Genomic DNA, 14,751 nt, shown 5'->3' with positions numbered 1-14,751 from the left:
CGGCTGCAACGACCGCCCATCGAAATTTTGTTCAATCCGCGGCTGCGGTCGCCAGCCATGCTGGTGCGCCCCGCTACGGATTCCGCGCCATGGACCATCTTGTCGCAATGGCCAGCTTTGCGCTGGTGTGCTCGATTTCGCCCGGCCCGGTCAACCTGGTCGCCCTGAGCACCGGCGCCAGTGCCGGCGCGCGTGCCGGGCATGGCCACGTGATCGGCGCCACCGTCGGCTTCGTCGCGCTGCTGCTGTTGGTGGGCCTGGGACTGCAGCAGGTGTTGCTGCGCTGGCCGCTGCTCGGCCGTGCCTTGCATCTGGCAGGGGTGGGGTTCCTGCTCTACATGGCCTGGCGCCTGCTGCGCGACGATGGCGTCATCGAAACGGCCAGGCCGCGCCCGGCCGCCTCGTTCTGGACCGGTGCGGCGATGCAGTGGCTCAACCCCAAGGCCTGGTTGGCGGCGACCTCCGGCGTTGCGCTGTATGCAACGGCAGGCACCACGCAGCTGGCGGGCTTTGCGGCGGTGTATGCACTGGTCTGCTACCCCTCGCTGGCGTGCTGGTTGCTGGCCGGCGCAGCGCTGCGGCGGCATGTGCAGGTGCCCAAACAGCTACGGCGCTTGAACCGGGTGTTGGCCGCACTGCTTGTACTGAGCGCGGTCTATCTGCTGATGGAACTAGGGACCGCATTGCGATAACGCCCCGGTGTCACCGCCCAGACGCGTTTGAAGCTGCGCTGCAGATGCGCCTGATCGGCGTAGCCATGCGCATAGGCGACTTCGGCGATCTCTCCGCCACGCCGCAAGGCCTCGCGTGCACGCTGGAAACGGCAGTCCAGCAGATACGCATGCGGGGTCATCCCGTGGGCCTGGCGAAAGCCGCGAATCAGCCGCGGCGCCGGCATCCCGGCCAGCGTGCACAGTTCGCGCAGCGATACCGCACGCGCGTGATGGGTCTGCAGATACTCGGCCACCCGTCGCATCGGCCCGGTATCGACCGCAAGCGCGCGACTCATCGGCTCCACATGCAGATGCAGCCGCGCCACGAACGCGATCAATGCACTCTCGCGTGCAAGCGCGTCGGCATTGCCATCGGTCAATACGGCATGCATGCGGTCGAAGGCGGCATAGGCTGCCGGGGTCTGGCACAGCGGCGCCGCCAGCAGGTGCACATCGGCATTGGTGGCCAGGCCGAGTGCGCGCTGTTGTTCGCGCAGCCACGCCACGTCCAGATACAGCATGCGGAACGACCAGTCCTGCTGCTGATCCGGATTGCAGGCATGCACCTCGCCCGGGTTGATCAGGGTCAGCGACCGCGCGCACACCTGCGCCCTCACGCGTCCATTGCGATAGCGCGCAAGCCCGCGGTCGACCGCGCCCACCGACCATTGCTCGTGCGTATGCGCGGCATAACACAGGCTGCGGCTGTTGATCACCTGGCGCAGTTCGACAAAGGGCAACGCCGGATCGCGCCAGAAACCCTGCCCACCCTGCACGGGCACCTGGGTCCCGCATGTCGATTCATCGCTTGGCATGAGCGCAAGCCTATCGCACTGCAGCATGCCTGCGCGCCGCAGGCATGCGCAGCGGGCTTCATGAATTCCAGGCGCGCCCCGTGCGCCCGATGGGTGGCCGGAACGGTGCGGATCGGGCAAGCTCCCCGCTCGCTTGTTCCCGGAGCCGGTAATGCCCCTCAGCTTTTCCCGCCTGCTGTCCCTGGCCCTGGCCGCCGTACTGAGCCTGTCAGTGGCAGCGCCCGCCGATGCGGCCAAGAAGAAGACCGCCAAGGCACAGACCACGCAAACGCGCGCGAAGGCGAGCAAGGGCAAGAAGGCCACCAAGCCGGCAGCCAAGGCCTCGAAGACCGCCAAGGGTGGCAAGGCCGCCAGGCCCAGGCCACGTGCGGTGGCCGCCCCGGTGGTGCTGACCAAGGCGCAGCAACTCAACCTGCTCTACGACCAGTACTGGGATGCCTCGCTCAAGCTCAACCCGCTGCAGGCCACCTTCCAGGGCGAGACCCGCTACAACGACCAGCTGCCCAACTTCCTGTCGCCGGCGTTCCGGCAGCAGTCGCACGACTTCACCGTGCTGTGGCTGGGCAAGGCCGAGGCGCTGGGGCCGGACGGCCTGAGCGGGCAGGACCTGCTCAGCTACCAGATCTTCGTGCGCGATGCGCGCAGCGCACTGGCGGCCGAGCAGTTCCCCAGCTGGATGCTGCCGATCAACCAGTTCTACAACATCGCCAGCATCGCGGTGGTGCTGGGCTCGGGCACCGGCGCGCAGCCGTTCAAGACCGTCAAGGACTACGACAACTGGTCGCGGCGTGCGGTGGGCATCCCGGACCTGTTCGACCAGGCCATCACCAACATGCGGGCCGGCATGCAGGCCGGCGTGGTGCAGCCGAAGGTCCTGATGCAGAAGGTGCTGCCGCAGCTGGATGCGATCATCGCGCGCAATGCCGAAGACAGCCTGTTCTGGGGCCCGGTGCGCAACCTGCCGGCAGACATGCCCGAGGCCGACAAGCAGCGCATCACCGCCGAATACAAGCGCCTGATCGAAGTGCGGATCATGCCGGCGTACCGGGCGCTACGCGGCTTCATCGCCACCGAGTACCTGCCCGCCTGCCGTGACACCGACGGCCTGACCGCGCTGCCCAATGGCGCGGCCTGGTACGCCTACGACGTGCGCCAGAGCACCACCTCCGACCTGACCCCGGAGCAAATCCACCAGACCGGGCTGGACGAGGTGGCGCGGCTGCAGGGCGAGATCGCCGCGCTGGCCAAGCAGGTCCGGTTCCGCGGCAACCTGCCCAAGTTCTACAAGTTCATGCAGACCGACAGGCGCTTCGCGTTCCGCAACGAGACCGAATTGCTGGGCTATTACCGTGGCCTGCAGGGACGCGTGCAAGCGGCGGTGCCGCGCCTGTTCAATGTCCAGGGCATGCCGGCGCTGGAAGTGCGCGTGGTGGAACCGCAGCGTGCGCAGTCGGCCGCCAGCGGCTCGTACATGCGCCCCAGCGGCGACGGCAGCACGCCGGGGGTGTTCTACGTCAACACCTCCGACCTGGACGCGCGCAGGACCTGGGAAACCGAAAGCCTGTATCTGCACGAGGCCATCCCCGGCCACCACTTCCAGCTCGGGCTGCAGCAGCAGCTGACCGACCTGCCCAAGTTCCGCCGCCTGGGTGGCGAGACCGCCTACATCGAGGGCTGGGGGCTGTACGCCGAATCGCTGGGCCGCGAACTGGGCCTGTATCAGGACCCGTACAACTACTACGGCTATCTGCAGAACGCGCTGTGGCGCTCGATCCGCCTGGTCACCGACACCGGCCTGCACAGCAAGGGCTGGACCCGCACGCAGGCGATCGACTACATGCTCAACAACTCGGCCATGACCCGCACCGATGCCGAGGCCGAGGTGGACCGCTACATGGCCATTCCCGGCCAGGCGCTGGCGTACAAGGTCGGCGAGATGAAGATCGCGCAGTTGCGCGAACAGGCGCAACGCGAACTGGGCCCACGCTTCGATGTGCGCGCCTTCCACACCGAGGTGCTCAAGGACGGCTCGGTGCCGCTGGATATCCTGCAGGAGAAGATCCAGCGCTGGATCGCCACGCAGAAGGGATGAGGCGAGCTGGCGTGGCATCACGGTCGTCAAGCAACCGCAGGTAGCGCGCTCCGGACCAGGCGCGTCACCTGTGGGCGTGGCCCGAAGCGCAGGCGACCTGACGCGTCTGCCAGTGGCACACACGCGACTGACAGGCTCGTCCGAGGCCCTGCCCTGCGATCAACGCCGCTGCTCTACCGGCTGCGTTTCAACCCGCCACGCGTGCGGCCGCCAGCGCGGCGATGTCGCGCGGCGTGGTGCGGCAGCAGCCGCCGATCAACCGCGCACCTGCGGCCAGCCACTGCGCATGCTGATCGGCCAGGGTGCACGCCTGCGCGGCGCCGGCGTGCCAGCGCTTGTCGCTGGCGTCGTAGTGTTCGCCTGAATTTGGATACACCACCAGCGGCAGCGTGGTCAGCGCGGACAGGCTTTGCAGCGCGGCGGTGACGTCTTCCAGCGCAATGCAGTTGATGCCCACCGCGATCACCTGCACGCAGGCATCCAGCGCCGGCACGACCTGCGCCAGCGGCGTGCCATCGCTCAAATGCGCCGCATCACGCAAGGTGAACGAGAACCACGCAGGCAGCTGCGGGAATTCCTCCAGCAGCAGCCGCAGCGCGACGATCTCGCTGGCCGACGGCAGCGTCTCGCAGGCCAGCACATCCACGCCAGCTGCGGCCAGCGCGGCAATGCGCGGGCGATGGAAGTCCATCAGTTGCGCCAGCGGCAGCGCGTAATCGCCGCGGTATTCCGAGCCATCGGCCAGGTACGCGCCATACGGCCCGACCGACCCGGCCACCCATAACGGCGCATCCTGCGGTTGCGCCTGCAGATGATCGGCGCGCGCCTGTGCAGCCAGGGCCACGCTGCGTGCGATCAGCGCCTGCGACTGCGCCAGGTCCAGCCCGCGCGCGGCAAAGCCCAGCGGCGTGGCCTGGTAGCTGGCGGTGATGGCGCACTGCGCGCCGGCAGCGAAATAGTCGCGATGCACCTGGTAGATCAGCTCCGGCTGTTCCATCAGCACGCGCGCCGACCACAGCGCATCGTTGAGATCGCAGCCGCGTTGTTCCAGTTCGGTGGCAAGTGCACCGTCGAGCAGCACGTAGCCGTCGTGCTGCAGCGCCTGGCTGAAAGGCGCCCCGGCGCGCGGCTGGCGGGGAAGAATCGTCATGGGTGTGGCCTCCTGCTGGCAAGCCATTGGGTGAGTGCATGGGCGCCGTAGCACAGCGCCACGAACGGGATGCCGCACCACAGCGCAATGCGCTGCTGCGGATCGAAGGCCAGGCCGATGCAGGCCAGCAGGCAGAGCGCAAACCCCAGCAGCGGCGTCCACGGATACCACGGCGCGCGGTAGGCCAGGCTCTCCGGCGCGATGCCGTCGCGCAGCAACTGGCGTCGAAAGACGTAATGCGAGGCGCAGATGCTCAGCCACACCACCACCACCGCAAAACCGGACACCGCCGAAATCGCCACGAACACGGTATCGGCCGCATAGACGCCGGTGAGCAGCGCCAACAGGCCGCCCAACATGCTCAGTATCAAGGCCGGCAACGGGATGCCGCGACGGGTCAGGCCTGCGAGCCGCGCCGGCAGCGTGCCCTCGTTGGCCAGCGACCACAGCATGCGCGCGGCCGCATACAGGCCGGAATTGGCCGCCGACAGGATCGCGGTCAGGATCACCGCATTCAACACATCGGCCGCATACGGGATGCCCAGCAACTCGAACGCGCGCACGAACGGGCTGGTGTCCACTGCCGCCTGCTCGGCCGGCAGCAACGCGGCAAGCACCAGTACGGTGCCGACGAACAACACCACCAGCCGTACCAGCGTGGTGCGGATCGCCAGCGGAATCGCGCGCGCCGGCTGCGCGGTTTCGCCCGCAGCCACGCCGATCAACTCGGTGCCGGAAAAGGCAAAGTTCACCGCCACCATCGTCATCAGGATCGGCAGCGTGCCTTGCGCAAACCAGCCGTCGGCGCGCAGGTGGCGCAATCCCGGCGCCGGCGACCCATCGGCCAACGGCAGCACGCCGATCACCGCCGCGCCACCGAGCACGATGAACAGCACGATCGTGATCACCTTGATCAGCGAGAACCAGAATTCGCCTTCGGCAAACCAGCGCGCCGACACCGTGTTCAGGGCGAAGATCAGCGCGCAGAACAATAGGCACCACGGCCATGCCGGTGTGTGCGGGAACCAGTACTGCATGCAGAACGCCGCCGCGGTCAGGCTCGAGCCCAATGCCACCGTCCATGTCAGCCAGTACAGCCACGCCACCACGTACCCCGTGGCCGGGCCGAGATACCGCGCGGCATACACATGAAAGGCGCCGGTCTGCGGCATCGCCACCGCCAGTTCGCCCAGGCATTGCATCACCAGGTACACCACCAGCGCGCCGATCAGATACGCGATCACCGTGCCCAACGCGCCGGTGCTGGCGATGATGTAGCCGGTATTGAAGAACAACCCGGTGCCGATGACCCCGCCCAGCGAGAGCATCACCAGATGGCGCACCTGCATGCTGCGCTGGAATTGCGGTGCGGCATTGGACGACGGCTCGGGCATCGGCGTGTCTGATCGGTGGCAGCGCATCCTGCCATGCGCGCGCAGGCGAGCACAGCCATGCAGTGGCCAGGCGTGACGCGCAACCAGGTATTGCGGGATGCCATGCGGCATGTCGCGCCCACGATCGGCCCACGTACGCTTCGCGCTCGGCCCGGCCGGCACGACACGCCCTGGCGCTACCGGGGGTATCCTCGCGACTGCTCATCCGGACTGTTGCCATGCCATACCATCTGCACACACGCACGGCGGCGCAGACGCAGCGCTGGAGCGCATCCCGGCTGCCGGCACGTCTCGCAGCCCCGAGCGCTGTCGCCGCGCCTCGCGCATCCGTGCCGGCCCCGCAGCAGCGCCAGCGCCCGCAACGCGTGCGAGGCGCCGCATGAAGCTTTCCGGCATCCACCACGTGGCGATCATCGCCGGCGACTACGCGGTCTCCAAGCGGTTCTACTGCGACATCCTGGGCCTGCGGGTGCTCGATGAGCATTACCGGCAGGCGCGCGATTCCTGGAAGCTGGACCTGGCGCTGCCCGATGGCGGCCAGATCGAGCTGTTTTCGTTTCCCGACGCACCGCTGCGCCCCAGCCGCCCGGAAGCTCGCGGCCTGCGCCATCTCGCCTTCCGCGTCGAGGATCTGGACGCGGCCGTGGCGCATCTCGCTGCGCACGAGGTCAGCACCGAGGACATCCGCATCGACGAATACACCGGCCGCCGCTTCACCTTCTTCGCCGACCCGGATGACTTGCCTCTGGAGCTGTACGAGGTCGGTTGAGCGCCGCGGACAGCAGGGTCCGGTCACATCCGCCGCACGGGCACGTCGAACAGGCGTAGTCGATCGTCGCTGTGACTTCCGGCGGATGCGGCGATACCGCAACGTCGTGAAGATCCAACCACCCCAGGACACAGGAACCGTCCATGCTGCAGATCCGCGCGCTGTCCAAGACCTACGCCAATGGCGTGCATGCGCTGCAAGGCGTCACGCTCGACATCCCTCGCGGCATGTTCGGACTGCTGGGGCCAAACGGCGCCGGCAAGTCGTCGCTGATGCGCACGCTGGCCACGCTGCAGGAGCCCGATTCGGGCAGCGTCAGCCTGACCGGCGCCGATGGCAGCAGCATCGACGTGCTCACCGACAAGGACGCGTTGCGGCGCCGGCTGGGCTACCTGCCACAGGATTTCGGCGTATACCCGAAGGTGAGCGCGCTGGACATGCTCGATCACTTCGCCGTGCTCAAGGGGCTCACCGATCGCGGCCAACGCAAGGAGGTGGTCGAGCGGCTGTTGCAGCAGGTCAATCTGTGGGATGCGCGCAAGCGCAAGCTCGGCACCTATTCCGGCGGCATGCGCCAGCGCTTCGGCATCGCGCAGGCGCTGCTGGGCAACCCGCAGCTGGTCATCGTCGACGAGCCCACCGCCGGGCTGGATCCGGAAGAGCGCAATCGCTTTCTCAATCTGCTGGCCGAAATCGGCGAAAACGTCGTGGTGATCCTGTCCACCCACATCGTCGAAGATGTCACCGACCTGTGCCCGACGATGGCCATCATGAACAAGGGCCAGGTGCTGCTGACCGGGCGGCCCGCCGATGCGATCGACATGTTGCAGCAGCAGGTCTGGCGCAAACAGGTCAGCAAGCAGGCATTGCCCGATTACGAGGCACGCTTCACCGTGCTGTCCACGCGCCTGATTGCCGGCCACCCGGTGATTCACGTGTTCAGTACCGATTGCCCGGAGCCGGGTTTCGAACAGGTCGCTCCCGATCTGGAGGACGTCTATTTCCAACGCCTGCGCACGCAAGCGCTGGCCGCCTGACGGAGCGCGGCGATGATCATGGCGTTCCTGCGCTTCGAGCTGCGCGAACAACTGCGCTCGCCCCTGCTGTGGCTGCTGGCCGCGCTGTACGCGCTGCTTGCGTTTGCCGCGCTGTCCAGCGATGCGGTGCAGATCGGCGGTGGCATCGGCAACGTGCTGCGCAATGCGCCTACGGTGATCGCCACACTGCTCGGGCTTTTCAGCCTGCTCGGCCTGCTGGTGACCACCCTGTTCGTCAGCAATGCCTTGCTGCGCGACTTCGACCTGGGCACCGCCGAGCTGGTGTTTTCCACGCCGGTAAGGCGACGCGACTATCTGCTCGGCCGCATCGGCGCGGCGCTGATTGCCGGCATGCTGATGTATGTGGTGATCGCGCTGGGCATGTTCGCCGCCCAGTTCATGCCGTGGATCGATCAGGCCCGGCTCGGGCCGGTCGCCGTACTGCCCTATCTGTGGTCGCTGCTGGTGCTGGTGCTGCCCAACCTGCTGTTCACCACCGCGCTGCTGTCGGTGCTGGCGGTGACCACGCGCAGCATCCTGTGGGTCTATATCGGCGTGATCGTGTTCTTCGTGCTGTATGGCGTGAGCCGCGCGCTGATGGCCGACCTGGAAAATGTATGGATCGCCACGCTGTCCGACCCGCTCGGCATTCGCGCCCTGTCGCAGACATTGCGCTACTGGTCGGTGGAGCAGCGCAACCACCAGCTGCCGCCGTTGCCCGGTTACCTGCTCGCCAATCGGGCGCTGTGGCTGGGCATGAGCGGTGTGTTGTTTGCCGCCACGTTCGCGCTGTTCCGTACCGAGCGCAGCGGGACGCGGCGGCGCCGTGGTGCGGCGTCGGTTGCGCCTGCTGATGCACCTCCCGCCAGCGCGCGCGTCAGCACGACACGCCTGACGGTCACCCCGCGCTTCGGCGCGGCCACTGCATGGCGGCAACTGCTGCGCCAGATCCGCTTCGACACGCTGGGCGTGCTGCGCAGTGCGCCGTTCGTGGTGCTGCTGATGCTGGGCCTGGCCAATTTCATTCCGACCGCACTGTTCACTGCGCGCCTTTACGGTACCGCCGTGCTGCCGGTCACCTCCTTGATGCTGCAGGCGCTGCAGAACAGCTACAGCTTTCTGCTGATCATCGTGGTGCTGTTCTATGCCGGCGAGCTGGTGTGGAAGGAGCGCAGCAACCGCATCGACGGCATCACCGACGCGATGCCGGTCCCCGATTGGGTGCCGCTGCTCGGCAAGTTCGTCGCCTTGCTGGCGGTGATCGCCAGCTTCCAGGCCGCCGGTGCGGCGACCGCGATCGCGCTGCAGCTGGGCCACGGCTACACCAGCATCGAGCCGCTGCTGTATCTCAAGACGCTGGCGCTGGGCTCGGTACTGTATGTGCTGATGGGCGGCATGGCGCTGGCGCTGCAGGTGCTGAGCAACAACAAGTTCGTCGGCTATGCGTTGCTGATGCTGGTGCTGATCGGGCAATCGGCGCTGTCGATGCTCGACTACACCCAGAACCTCTACACCTTCGGCGGCTGGCCCAATGCGCCCTATTCGGACATGAACGGCTACGGGCACTTCCTGCCCGGCCAGTTGTGGTTCCAGGGCTATTGGGGCGTGTTCCTGCTGGCCCTGCTGTTGCTGTCTTCGGCGTTCTGGCCACGTGGCGTGGGCCATGGCCTGCGCCAGCGTGTGCGGCAAGCGCTGCAGCGCCTGCGCAGCCCGACCGGTGCGGCCCTGGCGGTCACCCTGCTCGGCTTCGTGGCGGTCGGCGGCTGGCTGTACTGGAACACCAACGTCTACAACAGCTTCCTGTCGCCGGAACAGCGGCTGGACCTGCAGGCGCGCTACGAGCGCGATTACCGCAAGTACAAGGATCTGCCGCAGCCGCGCATCATCGCCGTCGACAACCATGTCGACCTGCATCCGGAAACCCAGTCGGTGGTCATCGATGCCACCTGGACGGTGCGCAACACCCACCCCACGCCGATCAGCGAGGTGCACATCGGCATGCAGGGCCGCACGGGGGACCGCAGCTTGGTAAAGGTGGACCTGGGCGGGCAAACGCTGACCCTGCACGACGTGCCGGCCGGCTACCGCATCTATCGACTACAGCGGCCGCTGCAACCCGGCGAAGAGCGCGTATTCCGTTTCCACGTGGACCAGCATCCACATGGCCTCACCGCCGAGCAGGCACAGACCGAACTGGTCGCCAATGGCAGCTTTTTCAACAACACCTTGCTGCCCTGGTTCGGCTACAACACCCGGACCGAGATCAGCGACCGCAACGACCGCCGCAAGCGCGGCCTGGGCGAACCCACGCGTATGCCCAAGCTCGAGGACCAGGCCGCGCGCGCCAACACCTACGTCAGCGACGATGCCGACTGGCTCGACTTTGCCAGCACCGTCTGCACCGCGCCGGATCAGATCGCCCTGGCACCGGGCTATCTGCAACAGGAATTCCAACGCGATGGCAGGCGCTGCTTCCGCTACGTGATGGACCGGCCGATGCTCAATTTCTACGCCTACCTGTCGGCACGTTGGCAAGTGCGCAAGGCGCGTTACAAGAACATCCCGATCGAGGTCTATTACGACCCCAAGCACCCGTACAACGTGCAGCGCATGATCGAAAGCGTGCAGAAGTCGCTGACCTATTACGAAGCCAACTTCAGCCCGTATCAGCATCGTCAGGTGCGCATCATCGAGTTCCCCGGCTACGCGCGCTTTGCGCAGTCATTCGCCAATACCATCCCCTATTCCGAGTCGATCGGCTTCATCGCCGACCTGCGCGACAAAGACGACATCGACTACGTGTTCTATGTCACCGCGCACGAAGTGGCGCACCAATGGTGGGCGCATCAGGTGATCGGGGCGAACGTGCAGGGCGCCACCTTGCTGTCCGAATCGCTGGCGCAGTATTCGGCGTTGATGGTGATGGAGCGCGAGTACGGACGCGCCCATATGCGCCGCTTCCTCCGCTACGAACTGGATCGCTATCTGGAAGGCCGTGGTGGCGAAACCATCGAGGAGTTGCCGCTGTATCGCGTGGAAGACCAGCAATACATCCACTACCGCAAGGGCTCGCTGGCGTTCTACCGGCTGCGCGAGGAGCTCGGCGAGCAGGCGCTCAATCGTGCATTGCAGCGCTTCCTGGCGGCCAAGGCATTCCAGCAGCCGCCCTACACCACCTCGGCCGAGTTGCTGCAGGCCATTCGGGCCCAGGCACGCCCGGACCAGCAAGAACTGATCACCGACCTGTTCGAGAAGATCACCTTCTACGACAACCGCGTGGTCAGCGCGCAGGCGCGCAAGCGCCCCGATGGCCGTTTCGAGGTGACCGTGCAAACGCAGGCGGCCAAGTTGCAGGCCGACGGCACGGGCAAGGAGCATGCGGTGCCGCTGGACGACTGGATCGAGGTGGCGATCTATGGCGCTCCGGCCGGCAAGAACGCACAGGCGCCGGTACTGGCCTTGCAACGGCAGCATGTCACCAGCGCCGCGCCCAGTTTCAGCATGACCGTCGACCGCCTGCCGATGGAGGCCGGCTTCGATCCGGACAACAAGCTGATCGATCGCGTGCCGGCGGACAACCGCAAGCAGGTGACACTGCAATAGCGGGTGGTTGCTGCCCTGGCTGCTGATCGGTGATCGGCGAGGGCATGCGGGACACACAGCCGGCAGCGCAAGCGAGCCGAACAGCGCCATGACCGCTGACATGAGACATACCCGGCCCCGTCAGCGGACCTGGACCGGCAACGGCACCGGGCGCGCGTGGCATGAACGCATTCCGCAGCGCGCCTTTCCCCCACCATACTCCACGGTATACATTCCGGTCAGGCCGCCGACGGCGGCCACAGCAATCCCTGGGAGGGGACACATGCGCAAGACCTTCAAGACCCTGATGCTGGCCCTGCCGCTGGCCGCCGCCTCGCTGCTGGCCCAGGCCGCCGATTCGCCGGTGGGCCGCTGGAAAACCATCGACGACGAAACCGGCAAGCCCAAGTCGGTGGTGCAGATCGAGCAGCTCGGCAACGGTACGCTGAGCGGCAAGGTGGTCGACATCCTGCAGTCCAACCATGGGCCCAACCCGACCTGCGACAAGTGCGATGGCAACCAGAAGGGCAAGCCGATCAAGGGCATGACCATCCTGTGGGGCCTCAAGCCCGACGGTACCGCGGTGTGGAGCGGCGGCTCGGTGCTCGACCCGGCCAAGGGCAAGACCTACAAGGCCAAGGTCACCCTGACCGACGGCGGCAAGAAGCTGCAGATGCGCGGCTATGTGGGCGTTGAGGCATTGGGCCGCACCCAGACCTGGATTCGTGAATAGCTGGGATTGGGGAGCCGGGAATCGGGAATCGGGAATCGTAAAAGCAGGCGCCCGCGAGGGCGCCTTTTTTGTGCGTGTCCATCTGCGCGTAGCTTTGCAGCGAGTCCTGGCAGGCGACCATCGTCGATCCATAGCGCTCCAGGGCCCGCCAAGTGCCTGCGCGCCTCAACAATACGGTCGCCTAGTCCTGCTTTGACCGATTCCCGATTCCCGATTCCCGCCACCATTCCCGACTAATGCGATAATCGGCTGTCCCCCGCATTACGCCTGCCATGACCCGCACCGCACTCGTCACCACCGCCCTGCCCTATGCCAACGGCCCGCTGCATCTTGGCCATCTGGTCGGCTACATCCAGGCCGACATCTGGGTGCGCGCGCGCCGCCTGCGCGGCGACAAGACCTGGTTCGTCTGCGCCGACGACACCCATGGCACGCCGATCATGCTCGCCGCCGAAAAGTCCGGGGTCACCCCGGAGGCCTTCATCGCCAGCATCCAGGCCAGCCATGAGCGCGACTTTGCCGCGTTCGGGGTGACCTTCGATCATTACGATTCGACCAATTCGCCGGTCAATCGCGAACTCACCGAGGCCTTCTACACCAGGCTGGAGGCCGCCGGTCACATCAGCCGCCGCTCGGTGGCGCAGTTCTACGACCCGGCCAAGGGCATGTTCCTGCCGGATCGCTACATCAAGGGCATCTGCCCCAATTGCGGCAGCGCCGATCAATACGGCGACAACTGCGAGGTCTGCGGCGCCACCTACGCGCCGACCGAGCTGAAGGAGCCCAGGTCGGTGATCTCCGGTGCCACACCGGAGTTGCGCGACTCGGAGCATTTCTTCTTCGAAGTGGGCCATTTCGACGGTTTCTTGCGTGAGTGGCTGGCCGGCGATGTAGCACTGCCCGGCGTCAAGGCCAAGCTCAAGGAATGGCTGGACACCGAAGGCGGCCTGCGCGCCTGGGACATCTCGCGCGATGCGCCGTATTTCGGCTTCCAGATTCCCGGCCAGCCGGGCAAGTATTTCTACGTGTGGCTGGACGCGCCGATCGGCTACCTGTGCAGCTTCAAGACCCTGTGCGCGCAGATGGGCGAGGATTTCCAGGCGCATCTGGTCGCCGGCACGCAGACCGAGCTGCATCACTTCATCGGCAAGGACATCGTCAACTTCCACGGCCTGTTCTGGCCGGCGGTGCTGCACGGCACCGGCCATCGCGCGCCGACCCGGCTGCACGTCAACGGCTACCTCACCGTGGACGGCGCCAAGATGTCCAAGTCGCGCGGCACCTTCGTGATGGCGCGGACCTTCCTGGACGTGGGCCTGGAACCGGAGGCGCTGCGCTACTACTTCGCGGCCAAGTCCTCCGGCGGCGTGGACGACCTGGACCTGAACCTGGGCGATTTCATCGCGCGGGTGAATGCGGATCTGGTCGGCAAGTTCGTCAACCTGGCCAGCCGCTGCGCCGGCTTCATCGGCAAGCGCTTCGACGGCAAGCTGGCCGACGCCCTGCCCGACCCGGCGCAGTACGACCGCTTCGTCGCCGCACTGGCGCCGATCCGCGAGGCCTACGAGCGCAACGATGCGGCCAGCGCGATCCGCCAGACCATGGCGCTGGCCGACGAGGCCAACAAGTACATCGACGACACCAAGCCGTGGGTGATCGCCAAGCAGGACGGTGCCGATGCGCAACTGCAATCGGTGTGCACGCAGGGCCTGAACCTGTTCCGGATCCTGGTGGCCGCACTCAAGCCGATCCTGCCGCGCACCTGTGCCGAGGCCGAAGCCTTCCTGTCGGCACCGATGACCAGCTGGGACGACGTCGCGCGCCCGCTGACCGCGCACGTGATCCAGCCCTACACCGCCCTGTTCACCCGTATTGACCCCACACTGATCGACGCCATGACCGACGCTTCAAAAGACACCATGGCCGCACCTGCGGCACCCGCTGCGACCACCAAGCCCGCACCGGCCAAGGCCGAGACCAAGCCGGCGGCCGTTGCGACTCCCCAGTCCCCAGCCGCCACTCCCAGCCTCATCGGCATCGACGACTTCGCCAAGCTCGACCTGCGCATCGGCAAGGTGCTGGTGTGCGAATTTGTGGAAGGCTCGGACAAGCTGCTGCGCTTCGAGCTGGATGCCGGCGAGCTGGGCAAGCGCCAGATCTTCTCGGGCATCCGCGCCAGCTATGGCGAACCGGAAACGCTGGTCGGCCGCAGCGTGGTGTTCATCGCCAACCTGGCTCCACGCAAGATGCGCTTCGGCATCAGCGAAGGCATGATCCTGTCGGCCGGCTTCGACGGCGGCGCGCTGGCACTGCTGGACGCCGATGCTGGTGCGCAGCCGGGCATGCCTGTTCGGTGAAGCGGGATTGGGGAATCGGGAGTCGGGAATCGTAGAAGCCAGAGCTGGTTGTTGAGGGAGACCTCACACCAGTGCCTGGCCCGTCCCCTCATCCGCCCCTGCGGGGCAC

At 66.5% G+C, this 14,751-nt stretch carries 10 protein-coding genes; 7 read left to right on the top strand and 3 right to left on the bottom strand.

Going from position 1 to position 14,751, the window contains the following annotated elements:
* Nucleotides 1-89: 89 nt before the first annotated feature.
* The gene (locus CPBF1521_RS07260; RefSeq protein WP_166761703.1) at nt 90-692 is read left to right on the top strand and encodes a LysE family translocator; all 603 of its coding nucleotides are present in this window, start codon (nt 90-92) and stop codon (nt 690-692) included.
* On the opposite strand, the gene CPBF1521_RS07255 is transcribed toward CPBF1521_RS07260, so the two are convergent.
* Nucleotides 656-1,528 carry an AraC family transcriptional regulator gene (locus tag CPBF1521_RS07255; RefSeq protein WP_181901145.1) on the bottom strand — a complete coding sequence of 291 codons (873 nt, stop codon included), beginning with the start codon at nt 1,526-1,528 and terminating at the stop codon, nt 656-658. The genes CPBF1521_RS07260 and CPBF1521_RS07255 overlap by 37 nt on opposite strands.
* 151 nt (nt 1,529-1,679) lie before the next feature.
* Here CPBF1521_RS07255 and CPBF1521_RS07250 point away from each other — a divergent pair, with 151 nt between their 5' ends.
* Nucleotides 1,680-3,620, top strand: a complete 1,941-nt coding sequence (locus CPBF1521_RS07250) for a DUF885 domain-containing protein (protein WP_115676587.1) — start codon at nt 1,680-1,682, stop codon at nt 3,618-3,620.
* Between the two features lie 187 nt (nt 3,621-3,807).
* Here the strand turns inward: CPBF1521_RS07250 and mmuM are convergent, their stop codons facing one another.
* Nucleotides 3,808-4,770 (bottom strand): homocysteine S-methyltransferase, encoded by a 963-nt coding sequence (gene mmuM / locus CPBF1521_RS07245; protein ID WP_115676586.1) that lies wholly within the window; start codon nt 4,768-4,770, stop codon nt 3,808-3,810.
* Entirely contained in the window at nt 4,767-6,164 is a 1,398-nt protein-coding gene (mmuP, locus tag CPBF1521_RS07240) for an S-methylmethionine permease (protein WP_104648329.1), read from the bottom strand. Before mmuP ends, mmuM begins: the two co-directional genes overlap by 4 nt.
* A gap of 379 nt (nt 6,165-6,543) precedes the next feature.
* Between mmuP and gloA2 the strand changes: the two genes are divergently transcribed.
* From gloA2 to metG, 5 genes are all read left to right on the top strand, one after another.
* Nucleotides 6,544-6,933 carry an SMU1112c/YaeR family gloxylase I-like metalloprotein gene (gene gloA2 / locus CPBF1521_RS07235; RefSeq protein WP_104648328.1) on the top strand — a complete coding sequence of 130 codons (390 nt, stop codon included), beginning with the start codon at nt 6,544-6,546 and terminating at the stop codon, nt 6,931-6,933.
* A 143-nt stretch (nt 6,934-7,076) separates the two neighbouring features.
* Nucleotides 7,077-7,970 (top strand): ABC transporter ATP-binding protein, encoded by an 894-nt coding sequence (locus CPBF1521_RS07230; protein ID WP_115676585.1) that lies wholly within the window; start codon nt 7,077-7,079, stop codon nt 7,968-7,970.
* 12 nt (nt 7,971-7,982) lie between these two features.
* On the top strand, nt 7,983-11,573 hold the full coding sequence (locus CPBF1521_RS07225) for an ABC transporter permease/M1 family aminopeptidase (protein ID WP_115676584.1): 3,591 nt from the start codon (nt 7,983-7,985) through the stop codon (nt 11,571-11,573).
* Nucleotides 11,574-11,835: 262 nt separating this feature from the next.
* Nucleotides 11,836-12,285, top strand: a complete 450-nt coding sequence (locus tag CPBF1521_RS07220) for a DUF2147 domain-containing protein (RefSeq protein ID WP_104583415.1) — start codon at nt 11,836-11,838, stop codon at nt 12,283-12,285.
* A gap of 272 nt (nt 12,286-12,557) precedes the next feature.
* Complete coding sequence (gene metG / locus CPBF1521_RS07215; protein ID WP_115676583.1) at nt 12,558-14,642, top strand: methionine--tRNA ligase; 2,085 nt, start codon at nt 12,558-12,560, stop codon at nt 14,640-14,642.
* The last annotated feature ends 109 nt before the right edge of the window (nt 14,643-14,751 follow it).

It is taken from the genome of Xanthomonas euroxanthea, assembly GCF_900476395.1.
Lineage (GTDB): Bacteria > Pseudomonadota > Gammaproteobacteria > Xanthomonadales > Xanthomonadaceae > Xanthomonas > Xanthomonas euroxanthea.
The sequence above is the reverse complement of the archived record's forward strand: the minus strand, read 5'-3'. Positions and strand labels throughout refer to the sequence as shown.

What these genes read in the sequence shown, in the direction of transcription:
- CPBF1521_RS07260 (WP_166761703.1), top strand. Translation starts at nt 90, where the DNA reads ATGGACCATCTTGTCGCAATGGCCAGCTTTGCGCTGGTGTGCTCGATT.
- CPBF1521_RS07255 (WP_181901145.1), bottom strand. Translation starts at nt 1,528, where the DNA reads ATGCCAAGCGATGAATCGACATGCGGGACCCAGGTGCCCGTGCAGGGT.
- CPBF1521_RS07250 (WP_115676587.1), top strand. Translation starts at nt 1,680, where the DNA reads ATGCCCCTCAGCTTTTCCCGCCTGCTGTCCCTGGCCCTGGCCGCCGTA.
- mmuM (WP_115676586.1), bottom strand. Translation starts at nt 4,770, where the DNA reads ATGACGATTCTTCCCCGCCAGCCGCGCGCCGGGGCGCCTTTCAGCCAG.
- mmuP (WP_104648329.1), bottom strand. Translation starts at nt 6,164, where the DNA reads ATGCCCGAGCCGTCGTCCAATGCCGCACCGCAATTCCAGCGCAGCATG.
- gloA2 (WP_104648328.1), top strand. Translation starts at nt 6,544, where the DNA reads ATGAAGCTTTCCGGCATCCACCACGTGGCGATCATCGCCGGCGACTAC.
- CPBF1521_RS07230 (WP_115676585.1), top strand. Translation starts at nt 7,077, where the DNA reads ATGCTGCAGATCCGCGCGCTGTCCAAGACCTACGCCAATGGCGTGCAT.
- CPBF1521_RS07225 (WP_115676584.1), top strand. Translation starts at nt 7,983, where the DNA reads ATGATCATGGCGTTCCTGCGCTTCGAGCTGCGCGAACAACTGCGCTCG.
- CPBF1521_RS07220 (WP_104583415.1), top strand. Translation starts at nt 11,836, where the DNA reads ATGCGCAAGACCTTCAAGACCCTGATGCTGGCCCTGCCGCTGGCCGCC.
- metG (WP_115676583.1), top strand. Translation starts at nt 12,558, where the DNA reads ATGACCCGCACCGCACTCGTCACCACCGCCCTGCCCTATGCCAACGGC.